Genomic DNA, 13,567 nt, shown 5'->3' on the forward strand with positions numbered 1-13,567 from the left:
ATATTTTTTCCTCCCGTTACCTATTAATTGTAGGTAAAAAAGCCTTTGCCGGTTTTTCGGCCCAGATGTCCCGCTTGAACCAGGCGCTTGTGAACAGTACGCGGCCAAAACTTCATATCTCCTGTTCCCTCATACATAACGTTGAATACGTCTAAAGCAGTATCGAGCCCTATCAGATCTAATAAAGCCAAAGGACCGATGGGATGATTCATCCCTAGTACGCATGCTTTGTCGATATCCTCAGCCGAGGATAGTCCTGCCTCATACGCTGCTACCGCCCCGTTAAGCAACGGAATCTGAAGATAGTTCACTAAAAAACCTGTGGTATCTTTGGCTTTGATCACCTTTTTGCCAATTTGTTCACAAAAAGCCGCTGAAGCCTGATAAGTTTCTTCGCTGGTCGCCAGACCCATTACCAACTCGACCAACTTCATTACGGGCACAGGGTTAAAGAAATGCAACCCTATGACTTTGTCCGGTCTTTTGGTAGCACTGGCTATTTCCGTCAGAGACAGAGCGGATGTGTTACTAGCAAGGATAGCCTCAGGCTTAACAATTTCATCCAGTTGTTTAAAGATTTCTTTTTTCAACTGGATATTCTCAAAAACTGCTTCAATTACCAAATCCACGTCAGCCATTGCTTGATAATTGTCACATAAAATGATCTTGTCCAGCATATTCTGCTTATCTTGAGCGGATACTTTACCTTTATCCACTAGTTTCTGGACGACCTTGTCCAGCTTTGTCTTTCCCTTTTGAGCTACTTCCAGATTTGTTTCAAAGAGTAAGACTTGGATCCCAGCTTGAGCAATGGTTTGTACTATACCAGATCCCATAGTGCCTGCCCCGCCAATAACAGCTGCTTTCTTGAATTCCATTGTACATCCTCCTTTATTAATTAACCTTTACACTTTAGACATAACACAGTTCCTCAAAAAAACTACACTGCATACTTACCGTCTTCTGAAATAGCTGCAGCAATCTCCTGTCTTAGAGCTACCGTGTTCCGTGTAGTATATTTGGTCAACCTCTGTAAATTATCCAGTAGGCTTGCCAATTCCTCACCTTCAGCAAGAGCTGTCAAGGTTTCTTTCGCCGAATATTCCAACAGGCCAACAGTAGAATTAATGTAGACCATAGCCATATTCTGCTTAAGTTTTGCCTTGGGCCCACCATCATTGGCTCCTGCCTTTTGAGCCCGAAGCCAGGCGCTTTCCATAGCAAAGGCTCTAATCGCTAAATCAGCCAGTCTGCCAAGTATTTCTTGATGTTTCTGCAAGTCTTTCCCATACTTTTGAAGCCCGGCACCCATAGTCAGCAGGAAGATATCCTTTGCTGCCTGTACTAACCCCGCTTCCCCTTTTCTGACCAAACTTCCGGCGGCGATCTCTCCCTGAAGCTTTTCGATGGCTTCCTGAAGGGGGAAATCCCCTTTAGCCGCTCGACGCAGCAGGGTAGTAGGAATCAAAATCCGGTTTATTTCATTGGTCCCTTCGAAAATACGGTAAATCCTTGCATCCCTATATAGTCTTTCAATAGTGTATTCTGAACTAAATCCGTACCCGCCATGGATTTGTACCCCTTCATCTACAGCATAGCCCAATGTTTCTGTGCCAAAAACCTTGTTCATCGAGCACTCCAGGGCATATTCCTCAATACCCTTGGCAGCTACCAGGCCCCCGTCATTACCCGAGGTATCCAGACTGTCCATCATGTTCTCTAACAAGCCGCCAGTCCGGTAGACCATGCTCTCGGTCACGTAAATTTTAATCGCCATTTCGGCCAGTTTCTCCTTAATGAGACCGAAATTTGCAATGGGTATGCCAAACTGCTTGCGGTCATTAGCATAGGTTGCTGCTAGCTCCAAAGCAAATTTAGCCATACCAACAGAAGTAGCTGCCAGTTTAAAGCGGCCCAGGTTCAGTATATTAAAAGCCACCACATGACCTCGACCGATCTCAAACAACAAGTTTTCTACCGGCACCTTTACATCTTCGAAGATTACTGATCGGGTGGAGGAGCCTTTTATACCCATTTTGTGTTCTTCCGCCCCGGTAGAAAGACCTTCAGAATCTCCGTCTACGATAAAAGCAGTGAACTTATCCCCGTCTATTTTGGCATAAACTATGAATACATCGGCCATTCCGGCATTGGTAATAAACTGTTTGGTTCCGTTTAGGATATAATACTTTCCATCAGGACTTAAGTCTGCTCTAGTCTTAGCAGACAAAGCGTCCGACCCCGCTCCCGGTTCAGTCAACGCATAGGCCCCGACTTTTTCAGCGGTGGCTAATCCCGGCAGATACTTCTTCTTTTGTTCATGGGTTCCGAACATGACAATAGGCATACTGCCAATACCTGCTTGGCCACCTTGGGTCTGAGCAAAGGAACCTGCTCTTCCTATACATTCGGCAATGATGGTAGTGCTGATTTTATCCATCTCCATGCCGCCATATTCTTCCGAAATATCAGCACCGTTAAGACCTAACTCACCGGCTGCCTCCAGAAGTTCATTAATTAGACCTTCTTTTTTGTTCTCCAGTTCATCCATTCTGGTCAGAACGCTATCCGTTATAAAACCCGCCGTCGTCCTATAAATCATTTTGTGTTCAAGCGTAAAATCCTCGGGCGTGAATATATCTTGGGGGTTGGTTTGCCCGAAGAGAAAACTTCCCCCTTTGGGTAAGCTACTCATTGGCTCACTCTCACTTTCATTGAGAATAATTATGGGATATGAACTCTATTATACCTCCTTCTTAAGTTTTCCGGGACAAGATTTCGCATTATTCAGTATATTTTAAATATATGCAATTTTTGTGCCACGATAATTATGCCTGTTAACACTCCTAGTGCAGTCATCAGAGTTAGTAAGTTCTTGTACTATCTTGGGTCATATTCTTTTGCTGGTCCATAGTTCAAGCCTCATGGTTAGCAGTCTTTATTTGATAGAGTCTAATTAAACAGTCCTAAAAAGAGAGATCGGAAGATTAAAAAGGTCAAAAATGACGTTCAAAAATGACCACCTAATTCTTGGAAAAATAATTAGGTGGTCATTTAAAGTCATTAAGTCAAAAATTTACCTTTGTCTAATAAAATAGTAATTTTATTGGGATTAATATAGGTTCATATCATGAAAACAAGCTTTCTTAGCAGTGCCTAATGTTACAACATCTGTCAACGATAAAGGAAGCATAGCCCTAAAAGCGAATAAAAATGGAGAGATACATGTTAGAAGTATGAAAGATGAGTACAGGCCTTTTACCTCTATTCGTTAATTGATTATTTAGAGTATTCTATATTTTATCTTTTTATGGTATCATCAACCTGTTGGCAAAGATTGCTAATGCCCTTTGCATCTAAACACGAAGTTTAAGGGTAAGAGATACCAATCAATAATCGCCAAGAGGAGGTATATAGGAATTTGGATGAGGCTTTAGCTGCATCATTTAAACGCATGATCGAAGAATTGCCCCTTCATAAATTTTTAGGACTAAAGATATCTTCGGTCGGGGAATTAGAAGCCAGCCTGATCATTGTCGTCGGGGACTCTACCATTAATCCTGCGGGTTCGTTGCATGGAGGCGTAATTTACCTCATGGCAGATGTATCATCCTCCGTCGCCATTGAAACATCATTATCCAGTGACGAGCATGCCGTCACCATAGACACTCAGACGAGTATTTATCGAGGCACGACTGAAGGTGAAGTGACCTTTCAAGCTCTGGTTGCCAGACGCACTCGTCGTTTAGCCTTTATCAATGTCAAAATCACAGACTCTGAAGGTCAGTTAATTGCTGAATCGAGAATAACCAAGGCAATCGTCAATGGTGTTCACTCGTCGAAAAAGAGCAAGTGAGAAAATAGTATGTCTTTCTGGTCTGGGTTAAGTGCAGTGATTGTTCTCAATCTGACGGTATTTTTATTGTTCTATCCATTTTCTTTGAAAATTTTTGGTGTCGGTATCATGAATAATTGCTCACTTCAGTTTGAGAGTGCTTAGTAAATCTTAATACTCCTTAAGAAATTACTTACGAAGAAAATCAAATAATGCTACAATTAATGAACAGCGAGTAGCCTTTGCGGCGTAAGTCCAGTTGCAAAGTATACTCGTTTTTTTAATACCAAAAAAATATTTAAGTAGATTCGAGGTAAAAAGATGATTAGATTTGAAAGAAATACGGAACTTGATATAGCAATGAAGAACCTCATACGCTCCATGGTTGATGTGAGTGACTACATTACGACTATTTCTCATTATATGGGGATGAAACTTACGCGGCAGAAGGAAAAGGATCTAATAGAAATATTAAGAAAATACAACGTGCCTCAAGAGGGCTTGAAATACGACTTGAAAGTCCTGACCGAGAATCCATATTTCAAGGACGTCAAACTTGACAGCGTGGATTCCGAGACCGTGAATTATGAGAAAGCCACCATCAAGAAAAGAACTTTAATAAGCACGAATTTCCATCAGCTTATGGGAAAGTACCTGTTTCACCATCATCCCATCGGGTACTTTGAAGCAGACATCGATTTGCCAGTCTTAAAAGAAGGCAAGAAAATATGGATGTCCCCTGCCATCAGCGAACTTGAGAGCATGGGAGAGGGTACTGAAAAAGGGCATGGGAAATGCCTGACCATAGGGCTTGGAATCGGGGTCCTCCCCTATCTTTGGCTGCTGAAAGACGAGGTAGAAAGTGTGACGGTCGTTGAAATCAACCAAGACGTCATCGATTTGTTTGAAAAATACATCAGACCACAGTTTAGAACCGCTAAGAAACTTGAAATCATTCATGGTGATGCCTTCGACTACTACAACGAAGACTTCCTGAACCAGTTCGACTATGTGTATGTGGACTTCTGGGAATCTAGCGGAGATGGTTTGGGATTGTACACAAGGCTCATGAAAAAGAAGAGGGACCTCCCTCATGTCGACTTTTGGGTGGAGGACTCTATGCTCCACAACGTGAAATACATCATAGCCCCGTATCTTTACGCCGTTTACGAAGGCAGGTGTGTGACAGATTTCATCTCCTCTACTGACGGAGATTTGAAGGAACTTGCGACGAAAGTAAACAGATACTTCAAGACCAGGAATGACGTAGTACGAACGGAAGATGAGTTGTTGAGTATCATACATGGGAAAGATGTTTTGAGAGAGATACTCGCCCAGTAGAAAAATCATTATCCTGGGAACAGTCGCACGACAGCTTGCCTCTGAGCAGTGTCACACCTTATGTATTGATCCGAGGAAAGACCTGCAGCAGGCCGAGGCCGTTAACTTATCCCTCCGGTCGTTTTCTTCGCGTCCAAAACCCTAGAGAAATAATGATTACGATTAAAAGCAATTTCTTTCTCCAGTTCATCTCATCACTTCTTTCTTCGTCAGGACCCTATGATGTTTGGCCGACAACCAGCGCCTTGTATATGAAATTCCACATCTCGCCTGTTCATTCCTTCCAAATTAAACAAATTAAAGCCAGAACCTTTAGGTCCTGGCATTTATACCTAAGCCTTCACCATCGAAAGCCCGTCTACATATGCTGTAATTAAAGCTACCAAAAGGCGGGAATCAAAATGAATGAACCAATCATTGAACGTACACTGCAAGGCATCGCGGCTGAGATTAATAGGATCAAACAACAGACTTTAAAATCATGCTTACCAATGCCATCGAGGTCGGCAAGCGCCTGAAGGAGGCCAAGGCCTTGCTCCCCCATGGAGAATGGGGAAAATGGTTGGTCGAATCGGTGAGCTATTCCCAGCACAGCCAACAGGCTGATACAGCTCTTTGAAGAATATGGAGATAAACTGTTCGCTTCCAGCGATGACGGCGGCAGCTCAAATTCGTCGGCGCAGACGAATTTGACCGAATCTTGGACGTTGCAAAATAACAAAGTCCGTTGATGAGTTCATGGCACAACTACATAGGCACCAAGGCCTACTTGAGGAAGAAAAAAGACCACTTTGTGGTCTCTGATTGCCATTTTGGTATTCGCTGGCGTTCGACCCTTTAGATAAACTGAAGCCATAAACTTCCGTGGCTCCCTATCTTGATTGTTCACCGAAAGAGTTATTTCTGATCGTTGATAAAGCTCTTTATGAAGCAAAAGCTTCTGGCAGAAACCAAGTAAAGTCTTTACCAGTGAACTCGTTCAACTAAAGTCGATTAGTTCGCCCCTTATTTCACTTCTAAATAAAGCGTTCCTAATCTCTTCTATTACAGATTCAGTTGTTTCCTTGCTAAGATTATCCTTAAGTATTTGTTTGGCTGATCTGCTACCGATTTTCCCTAAAGCCCATGCGGCATAACCACGTACTAAATCTTCAGGATCATTCATGGCAACTGCGAGATTGGGAACAAATGCCGGGTCGCCTAGATTACCAAGAGCAATGGCGGCATTCCGCTGAAAGTATTTCCTCTCTTTTATATAGTTGTACATCAGCGGTTGTATTCTAGTCGAATAAAATTCATCTGTCATATTGAGCATTTGTGAGAGACTGAAATCCTGAGCCACTTTCACCAAAAACTCATCGTCCAGCAGTTTTTCTTTTAATCTCGTCTGATTGCGGGGACATACTTCTTGGCAAATGTCGCATCCATGAACCTTCGTCCCCATTTTTTCACGGATTTCAGGTTCAATGTGACTTCCAACCATACGATCCTGCGTTATGAATGTATTAAACGCAATGCAACGGCGCGGATTCAATTTTAGCGGCTCATAAATGGCTTGCGTAGGACAAGCTTTCATGCAGGCAGAACAGCCTTCCGGACAACCAACCTCAACGGTTGGACTATCATAGTCAAGCTCTATATCGACTACGAAGGATGTAAGATAGATAAAAGAGCCAATACCTTCGGCATAAGCGAAATTATTTCTACCGTAATTTACTATGCCTGCTTTAGCCGCAACCAATCTTTCTGGCAAATTTATCTTATCACCCACTTCGCACCCGAGTTTGCGCAGAAATTCCCGCATCAGTTGTGGTCTGGCTCCATTGATCCGTTCATCTGGTGCATTATAACACCTCGCTTGATAGACACGGCCGATTTTATCGGTCAATTCCTTCGGAAAGCTCTTTTGTGCATAATCATAAACTGTTGTAATGATGGACTTCGCCGTAGGCATCAGCGAACGGGGTTCAGCTGCAACCAACGGACGAGACGGTCCTTTGATATAAAATGAATACATCTCATGTCTATCGGTTAAATCAGCGATGTATTCAGGAAAGCTTTCGGCAGGAATAATGCCGACCTTGCTGTACCCTATATCTAAGGCAAATTCTTTAATTTGTGTTGTAAGCGACATACTTCGTCTCTCCTCTCAATTTCCGACGAGTTCCGAGTTTGATTTTGTCAAATTAGATTTAGTAATAATGTGTATATACACCAATTTAATGATAGAGATCTTCAATAATAAGCATTTCTACATAACCTCGCCTCCTAACACAGATTTACCTAGTCAGAGCCTCCAGTTTTGAAAGCAATTTCTCAAAAACATCTAATTCTTCCACTCCCAAATATTCCTCCAATAATGTTTGCGCTTCACCCCATAGCGCCCAAGCGTTGACCAACGCGGCTTTGCCAGCATCAGTGAGCATCACATGCCTAGAGCGCGAATCCTCTCCAGAATTAACCATTATTAAACCAGCATTCATCAGTGGCTTAATATTCCGGTTCAGAGTAGTTCGGTCAATACGCATGGTTTTGGCTAGTGCACTCATACTAACTGACTCCACTCGTTCTAGATTCCGCAATAACGAATACTGCGTAACTTTAAGTCCGCTTGGTTCCAAAACCTTTTCATAAAATTGGGTTACCGCCCGGGAAGCGCGCCTTATATTCAAACAGTGACAAGGGCTAGAAGATTTAAGATCGTATCTGATATGTTTCATTGATTATCGCCTTCTTCTATATATTATGCACCCCAAAAACGTGTATATACACTTATTATTTCTATATAATATATTACAAATTGCATTACACTTCAAGGATGTGGGTCTAAAAATAAGGGTTTTAAAATAGAAGCGCCCTCCTAACGTTTAAAAATCAGCGTAGGAGGGCGTTTCTTGCATGCCAATATAACTACAACACCCTTTAAACTATAGAGGTAGATCCGCTAGTCATTGAATGTTTAAATTGCCGAGATGGCCACATGACTTAAACTTTTATCGGTCAATCGCAGCAATACATACCGGAAACCGATAACACTCTCACTTAGCAGAAAATTTTATTGAAATATGTGTGGCGTCGCAAAATGGGCTATTTCTTGACTTGCCACAGCGACATAGAGTGACTCTATTTCTGATTTCATAGGTGAAACCCTCCGAAGATTCAATCGGAATGTTTCCTTTAACAAAAACTGGGCCACTGACTTCTTTTTCGGCATCCTGAAGTATTTCTATGGAAGGTTCATACTTAGGTTCAATCGGTTTTCCTGTTTTATCGTAGGCAACTAATCTTCCTGCTAGACATTCAGATGCTGCAATAATTGCCTCTGCTCTATAGTTCGGATTATCCGAGTTTTCGGTAAGCTCCCATACATTTCCGTCTTTCCTGTGACAAAAACGCGCTAAGGCACATCGATTATCATCGAGAAGGTCGAGAGCCGGACCCTCAAACAAATCTGCCCGGTCTTCAAACGTCTCCCTTGATGCCTTCTCCTCTCCGATAAAACCGACTTTTTCATGTGAGCCATCACAAAAGGGAGCATTCTTTGTTTGACCGCATCGGCAGAGAGCATATTCTTCACTCTGCGGCAATTCACGTCCATTTTTATATTCATAGATTTTTCCCTTAGGAACTATGATCCTTTCCGCCAAAGGAACATTTCCCGTGATAAGATACGGCCCATTTTTTAATATTTTAATCTTAGCTAGTTTATTTTTGTCCATCATATGCAATCACCCTTTAAATTTTTTACGTAATTTGATTTCTTGTTCTGTTAAAATATCGACATAAGCCGTTAACCAGTTGATCTTCTGCTGAGCATGATTCAGAAAACCACCATAAGCAAAGAAGAGTCACGACAGACTTAACTCACTCGCTTCAGTTTTTCTCTTTTGTGTTAGAGCAAAATATAGAAGGCCAGCAACGATAATCAATACAAATCCCACCTCATAAATGCTAGGATAGCCTGTAACACCCGCTACTATGCCTAAAGTATACGCACCAATTGCCATTCCAGCATCCATCGAGTTAAAGAATAAAGAGTTAGCGATTCCTATCCGCTGAGGTTCCACCGAACTAATGATTTGTGTTTGAAATATTGGCGTTACCGAACCATAACCGATACCAATAATAGCTCCAGCCATCAAAATAACGCCACTCGAGTGGGCTTGACTTAAAAGGAACATTCCAATTAGAAACGCAATGGCCGAGTAAATAAGAATCTTTTTCTGAGAACCTTTGCCTACCCACTGCCCCGCAATGATCCATTTATTCTTTATAGACCTGAATCTGCACTACATGATGTCATTGAAGGGCTTTGTAATGATACTGGGTTTCATCCGAAAATGTCCTTTGAAGCTTTTGAAGAACGGACCGTTGCTGGACTTGTTGGAGCAAAGTTTGGCGTTGCACTCATCCCATTAATGCCTGGACTTGATATGCAGAAAATTTCACTGATTCGTGTCCGTGAACCTCGTTGTTTAATAGTCATTCAAATGGTTTGGCGAACAAATGGGTATATGTCGCCTGCCGCAACATATTTTAAGTCCTATGTTGAAAACACCATGCGTTTAACCGAATAGGTAACATAATGAGGCTAATAGGTCGCTTTCAGAACGACATTAGCCTCCGAGCAGTACTTGGTCGAAAGCAAACAAGGCTTCGTTTACCTCGAATATGTGTTTAACTGGTATACAAGATTGAGATAATTAACATGAGATAATTAACAATGGAGATAAGTGAGGTAAAATCTTGCGGCAAATTTACTCTAATAAAGTATTTTAGGGTTGGGCAAAACTCCAACCCCTATTTGATTTTTCCGATAGAAATATTAACTCGGTAATTTCCATATTTCAAAACGGAATCTAAAAAATCATTTAAATCCTCTTGGGAATTAACTTGGATTTTCAGCATATAACATCCCTCTCCGCTGATCCGATTAGCCTCCAAAACCGATTCATTATTTGATAAAAATTCGCAAAATACTTCATGATTAGTTGTTTTCATAAAAATGGTTATGTAAGCAGTTAAGGATTTATTAAGCATTTTTTCATCAAGCAAAACGGTATAACCTTTTATTACTCCGAAATGTTCCATTCTTGAAATTCTATTGGAAACTGCTTGTCCGGTTAAATGAACTACTTCGCCAATATCTCTAAATTGCATTTTGCAGTTTGATTTTAATAGTTTTAAAATTTTCAAATCAGTATTATCAAGCATTTCTCAATAAATCCTTTCCTGGAGAAAGCAAAAAACGTCGGATACTTTCCCGGCACAATTACATTAGTCTGTATAATAATTATAGCAGAGGACTTAGCAGGATAAACAATTCAAACAAGATTTAGGGGAATAGTTTGGAGGAATTATGAATGAATAGAGCATTAATGGTGGTTGATGTACAGTATGAATATTTTACCGGAAAGATGCCGGTTACGTATCCTGAAGATAGTTTCGATAATGTCCTTAAAGCTGTAGATGCAGCCAATCGAAATAAAATAGAAGTGATTCTAATCAGACATGAAGCACCGCAAAAGAATGCTACTACTTTTGTTAAAAACAGTAGAGGATGGAAAATTCTTGATGAGATCCTCAAAAAAGAACATTTATGCATTATTGATAAAAAATTGCCGGGAAGTTTTACAGATACCGAACTTGAGAATTTATTGAAGAAAATGGGTATAAATACAGTTGTCATCTGTGGATACATGACTCAGATGTGCTGCGATACAACTGCAAGACAGGCAGTTCATCTAGGTTTCTCAGTTGAATTTCTGTCAGATGCTACCGGCACTATGGATGTATCAAATTATGCTGGAAAAATAACAGCGAAGGAACTTCACAATGCCATTCTTGTTACTCAAGCTATGCGGTTCTCCAAGGTGATTTCTACAGATGATTGGATTAAAGGGTTAAATGAAAAATATAGTTTCGAGAATTCCAAAAAACTTCCCAGCCTTCATATCCCATGAATGTTATCTTCAAGATAACTCTCTTCCGTCATAGCGACTATACGGTTTACCTTAAACCGATTGATTTTCCAGGAGTGGCTTTGATTTACACCATTCTTCCATCGCACATATTGCATCATTTTTTCAGTTGACGTTGTACCTTCCAGATTGCCGTTAACACGACACTTTTAAACAACATATTTTGAGGCCTTATGCCCAGCTGCTATGGCAACAAAAAGAGCGGCCTTGAATCGGCCACTCGATAAAATAATTATGTCTATTCAAGCAATACCAGAGCAAAATAGTTCCACTGTCCATAGGTTTCTTTTTTAGTATCGACCTGATATCCGTTATCTCTGGCTGTTTTAAATACATCTATGCCACAAGCCTCCATCAAAGGCCTGACATCTTTGTTTTTCCCCTGAGGTACGGGTGACTCAGACTGAGTCACATTTTGCCCCGTTTGTCAGGAAGGGCCCGTACCGAAGGGCAAGGCCAACAAAGCAAATGATTTATAATATCCCATAGCATAGGCCTCATGTTCAAGCTTAATTGCGTGCTGAGATAATTGCGGTCCATCGGAACCCGTAAGTAACAGTGCCTTATCATATTCCTTAAGCACCTTTTTGGTCTCTTCCGCGCTTGGCGATAAAGGCGGATGCAATGAATCCTTATTATAAAAGGGGCATCCATATTTGCATTTCCATTGTACCCATTCCGCAACGGCAATTGAACTTGTCTGAATTAGCTTTGCGCCCTGAGCACCCAGCTCTATTGCTCTTTTCTGGAGCTGTTCAACTTTGCTTAACTCATGTTGCACCTGCTTCACTTCCTCCCTTGAAATGCTAAAAATTTCTGTTGCCTTATCCGTTTGCTTATAATACGGGCATTTATCTTCTCGGCATTCATGAGGGTGCCGTGCGCTATAAGTACAAACAATCTGATCGGGTGCAGCCAGGGAGACATTAAAGAACGTTCGAGCAGATGCTACGGCCTCAGTGAGGGCAACCCTGACAAAAGCCTTACAGCAGCACGGACCAGTAAGAGCGGCAATAGCATGAACGATGTTACCAACAACAGTCATGGTTTTTGCTGTTTCTTGATCCTTGGGACACGCCGCTCCTAGAATAACACTAAAACAGGCTCCAATGGCTGGGGCAATGCCACAAACACCCGTTAAACCGCAATATCCGCCGATGGCTTGTCTTTTCGTTCGTTGTAAAGCTTCGCTAATCTGATTGTCGGTTATCTTAAGCGTTCCTTCGTTTTTAAGTGCCGCGAGGAAAGAGCCGGCTGCGATCCAGGCGTTCTCACAACCTAACATTGGCACCCTTTCATCGCTCATGAGGCGCTCAGCAATCGCAAAGGGATTTTGTTCCTGTGTTGTTTGAATGTCCTTCAAAAGGATTTCGAAAAGATGTTTCCCGTGGCAATCGTCACATATGTAATGCCCATTTGGACAGCTAATGTTGCCTATCTCACTCTTTCCGCATTGTTGACAGGTCATTTCTTTACCCACACTAAAGTAGTTCAGCGATTGACCACAGATTTGGCAATTTTCCGTGTTGGTTTCCAATTGATGCTGACCAGCATCATTTTTCGGAGCTCAGCAATTTGCTGATGGTTGAGTAGTATTGAACATTTCAATCATAGCAACACCCCAAATTCATTTTTTTTGTACAGTAAAGCTAGCAACGATAGGATTTAATCCCTTATTTTCACCGAATGGATTGCAAAAAACCTCGACAGTCTTTTATGATCTTCCAGATCACCGGGTTAGTTATTCAGTAATAATTAAAGCTTCCTCTGCTTTCAGCACGGGTTATCCCGGCCTTCGTCAAGACCTTTAAATGGTGCGAGGTCAAGGGTTGTGAAAGCCCAGCTAACTCTGATATGTCATTGACACTCTTACACTCCAAAGAAAGAACTTCTATTATCCTTAGCCTATTCGCGTCTGCCAAAGCTTTAAAAAATGTTTGCTCCTCTATGTAATCTTCCATTGCATTCACCTTTTTGTTATTGAGTTTAGCATAAACAACTATCTATATCAATGATCATTTATATAAATACCACTAAAGATCGGTCAACACTTGACTCAACCATGTGAGGCAACTCATCGATGATGCCCCAAATCCCTCGGCATATTAGGAATGCACTTCAGGTGACACTTACGCACACGTCATGCCAGAGGTAAAAGTCCAAACCTCTATAACTATGAATGGGGTTACTTAAAAAGATAAAAAAGATCCCCCCAAAATGGGAGGAATCTAGTTAGAAAAAGCTAATTAAAAACGGTTGTATTAATTTGGTGTTTTGCCATATTCCCAAAAGGCTGAAAGCCTTGATATTACTGGTCGGAGCGACATGATTTGAACATGCGACCTCTACCACCCCAAGGTAGCGCTCTACCAAGCTGAGCCACGCCCCGATTAATGCCCTCTTGTTAAGG

At 41.5% G+C, this 13,567-nt stretch carries 13 protein-coding genes, 1 tRNA gene and 1 pseudogene; 5 read left to right on the plus strand and 10 right to left on the minus strand.

The genetic code is table 11. From position 1 onward, the window contains the following. Positions 1–23: 23 nt before the first annotated feature. Positions 24–878 (minus strand): 3-hydroxyacyl-CoA dehydrogenase family protein, encoded by an 855-nt coding sequence (locus tag BUB11_RS10300; protein WP_073029667.1) that lies wholly within the window; start codon positions 876–878, stop codon positions 24–26. A gap of 62 nt (positions 879–940) precedes the next feature. After that, a complete protein-coding gene (locus BUB11_RS10305; protein ID WP_073029668.1) occupies positions 941–2,695 on the minus strand; it encodes an acyl-CoA dehydrogenase family protein in 1,755 nt (584 codons plus the stop codon). 726 nt (positions 2,696–3,421) lie between these two features. On the opposite strand from BUB11_RS10305, the gene BUB11_RS10310 reads away from it, so the two are divergent. The 3 genes and pseudogenes from BUB11_RS10310 to BUB11_RS10320 all read left to right on the plus strand — a co-directional run. Next, entirely contained in the window at positions 3,422–3,856 is a 435-nt protein-coding gene (locus BUB11_RS10310; protein WP_084110237.1) for a PaaI family thioesterase, read from the plus strand. Positions 3,857–4,156: 300 nt separating this feature from the next. Beyond that, positions 4,157–5,176: a spermine/spermidine synthase domain-containing protein gene (locus BUB11_RS10315; protein ID WP_073029669.1), complete on the plus strand. Its 1,020-nt coding sequence runs from the start codon at positions 4,157–4,159 to the stop codon at positions 5,174–5,176. A 401-nt stretch (positions 5,177–5,577) separates the two neighbouring features. Further along, positions 5,578–5,871: pseudogene (locus tag BUB11_RS10320) on the plus strand (DUF3102 domain-containing protein); the annotation flags it as partial. 284 nt (positions 5,872–6,155) lie between these two features. Here the strand turns inward: BUB11_RS10320 and BUB11_RS10325 are convergent. The 4 genes from BUB11_RS10325 to BUB11_RS10340 form a co-directional block, all read right to left on the minus strand. Then, on the minus strand, positions 6,156–7,310 hold the full coding sequence (locus tag BUB11_RS10325) for an epoxyqueuosine reductase (RefSeq protein WP_073029670.1): 1,155 nt from the start codon (positions 7,308–7,310) through the stop codon (positions 6,156–6,158). 145 nt (positions 7,311–7,455) lie between these two features. Further along, on the minus strand, positions 7,456–7,896 hold the full coding sequence (locus BUB11_RS10330) for a MarR family winged helix-turn-helix transcriptional regulator (RefSeq protein ID WP_073029671.1): 441 nt from the start codon (positions 7,894–7,896) through the stop codon (positions 7,456–7,458). 318 nt (positions 7,897–8,214) lie between these two features. Then, the gene (locus tag BUB11_RS10335) at positions 8,215–8,898 is read right to left on the minus strand and encodes a CDGSH iron-sulfur domain-containing protein (RefSeq protein WP_073029672.1); all 684 of its coding nucleotides are present in this window, start codon (positions 8,896–8,898) and stop codon (positions 8,215–8,217) included. A gap of 126 nt (positions 8,899–9,024) precedes the next feature. Further along, on the minus strand, positions 9,025–9,450 hold the full coding sequence (locus BUB11_RS10340; RefSeq protein ID WP_084110238.1) for an MFS transporter: 426 nt from the start codon (positions 9,448–9,450) through the stop codon (positions 9,025–9,027). On the opposite strand from BUB11_RS10340, the gene BUB11_RS10345 reads away from it, so the two are divergent. Beyond that, complete coding sequence (locus tag BUB11_RS10345; RefSeq protein ID WP_345788576.1) at positions 9,442–9,753, plus strand: LysR substrate-binding domain-containing protein; 312 nt, start codon at positions 9,442–9,444, stop codon at positions 9,751–9,753. The two genes, BUB11_RS10340 and BUB11_RS10345, sit on opposite strands and share 9 nt — an antisense overlap. Positions 9,754–9,976: 223 nt before the next feature. On the opposite strand, the gene BUB11_RS10350 is transcribed toward BUB11_RS10345, so the two are convergent. Then, complete coding sequence (locus BUB11_RS10350; RefSeq protein ID WP_073029675.1) at positions 9,977–10,390, minus strand: Lrp/AsnC family transcriptional regulator; 414 nt, start codon at positions 10,388–10,390, stop codon at positions 9,977–9,979. 149 nt (positions 10,391–10,539) lie between these two features. Here BUB11_RS10350 and BUB11_RS10355 point away from each other — a divergent pair, with 149 nt between their 5' ends. Next, positions 10,540–11,139 carry a cysteine hydrolase family protein gene (locus tag BUB11_RS10355; RefSeq protein ID WP_073029676.1) on the plus strand — a complete coding sequence of 200 codons (600 nt, stop codon included), beginning with the start codon at positions 10,540–10,542 and terminating at the stop codon, positions 11,137–11,139. A gap of 256 nt (positions 11,140–11,395) precedes the next feature. Here the strand turns inward: BUB11_RS10355 and mbdU are convergent, their stop codons facing one another. The 3 genes from mbdU to BUB11_RS10380 all read right to left on the minus strand — a co-directional run bounded on the left by mbdU (position 11,396) and on the right by BUB11_RS10380 (position 13,546). Then, entirely contained in the window at positions 11,396–12,769 is a 1,374-nt protein-coding gene (gene mbdU, locus BUB11_RS26605; RefSeq protein WP_427846305.1) for a metal-binding double selenoprotein MbdU, read from the minus strand. A gap of 133 nt (positions 12,770–12,902) precedes the next feature. Further along, the gene (locus BUB11_RS10375) at positions 12,903–13,118 is read right to left on the minus strand and encodes an ArsR/SmtB family transcription factor (protein ID WP_073029677.1); all 216 of its coding nucleotides are present in this window, start codon (positions 13,116–13,118) and stop codon (positions 12,903–12,905) included. Positions 13,119–13,469: 351 nt separating this feature from the next. Continuing rightward, positions 13,470–13,546 (minus strand) — tRNA-Pro (locus BUB11_RS10380). Between the last annotated feature and the right edge of the window lie 21 nt (positions 13,547–13,567).

Source organism: Desulfosporosinus lacus DSM 15449 (assembly GCF_900129935.1).
Taxonomy (GTDB): domain Bacteria; phylum Bacillota; class Desulfitobacteriia; order Desulfitobacteriales; family Desulfitobacteriaceae; genus Desulfosporosinus; species Desulfosporosinus lacus.

Bases quoted from the DNA above. Each gene is read 5' to 3' on its own strand.
- BUB11_RS10350 (WP_073029675.1), bottom strand. From the start codon at position 10,390: ATGCTTGATAATACTGATTTGAAAATTTTAAAACTATTAAAATCAAAC.
- BUB11_RS10375 (WP_073029677.1), bottom strand. From the start codon at position 13,118: ATGGAAGATTACATAGAGGAGCAAACATTTTTTAAAGCTTTGGCAGAC.
- BUB11_RS10355 (WP_073029676.1), top strand. From the start codon at position 10,540: ATGAATAGAGCATTAATGGTGGTTGATGTACAGTATGAATATTTTACC.
- BUB11_RS10330 (WP_073029671.1), bottom strand. From the start codon at position 7,896: ATGAAACATATCAGATACGATCTTAAATCTTCTAGCCCTTGTCACTGT.
- BUB11_RS10305 (WP_073029668.1), bottom strand. From the start codon at position 2,695: ATGAGTAGCTTACCCAAAGGGGGAAGTTTTCTCTTCGGGCAAACCAAC.
- BUB11_RS10300 (WP_073029667.1), bottom strand. From the start codon at position 878: ATGGAATTCAAGAAAGCAGCTGTTATTGGCGGGGCAGGCACTATGGGA.
- BUB11_RS10325 (WP_073029670.1), bottom strand. From the start codon at position 7,310: ATGTCGCTTACAACACAAATTAAAGAATTTGCCTTAGATATAGGGTAC.
- BUB11_RS10335 (WP_073029672.1), bottom strand. From the start codon at position 8,898: ATGATGGACAAAAATAAACTAGCTAAGATTAAAATATTAAAAAATGGG.
- BUB11_RS10315 (WP_073029669.1), top strand. From the start codon at position 4,157: ATGATTAGATTTGAAAGAAATACGGAACTTGATATAGCAATGAAGAAC.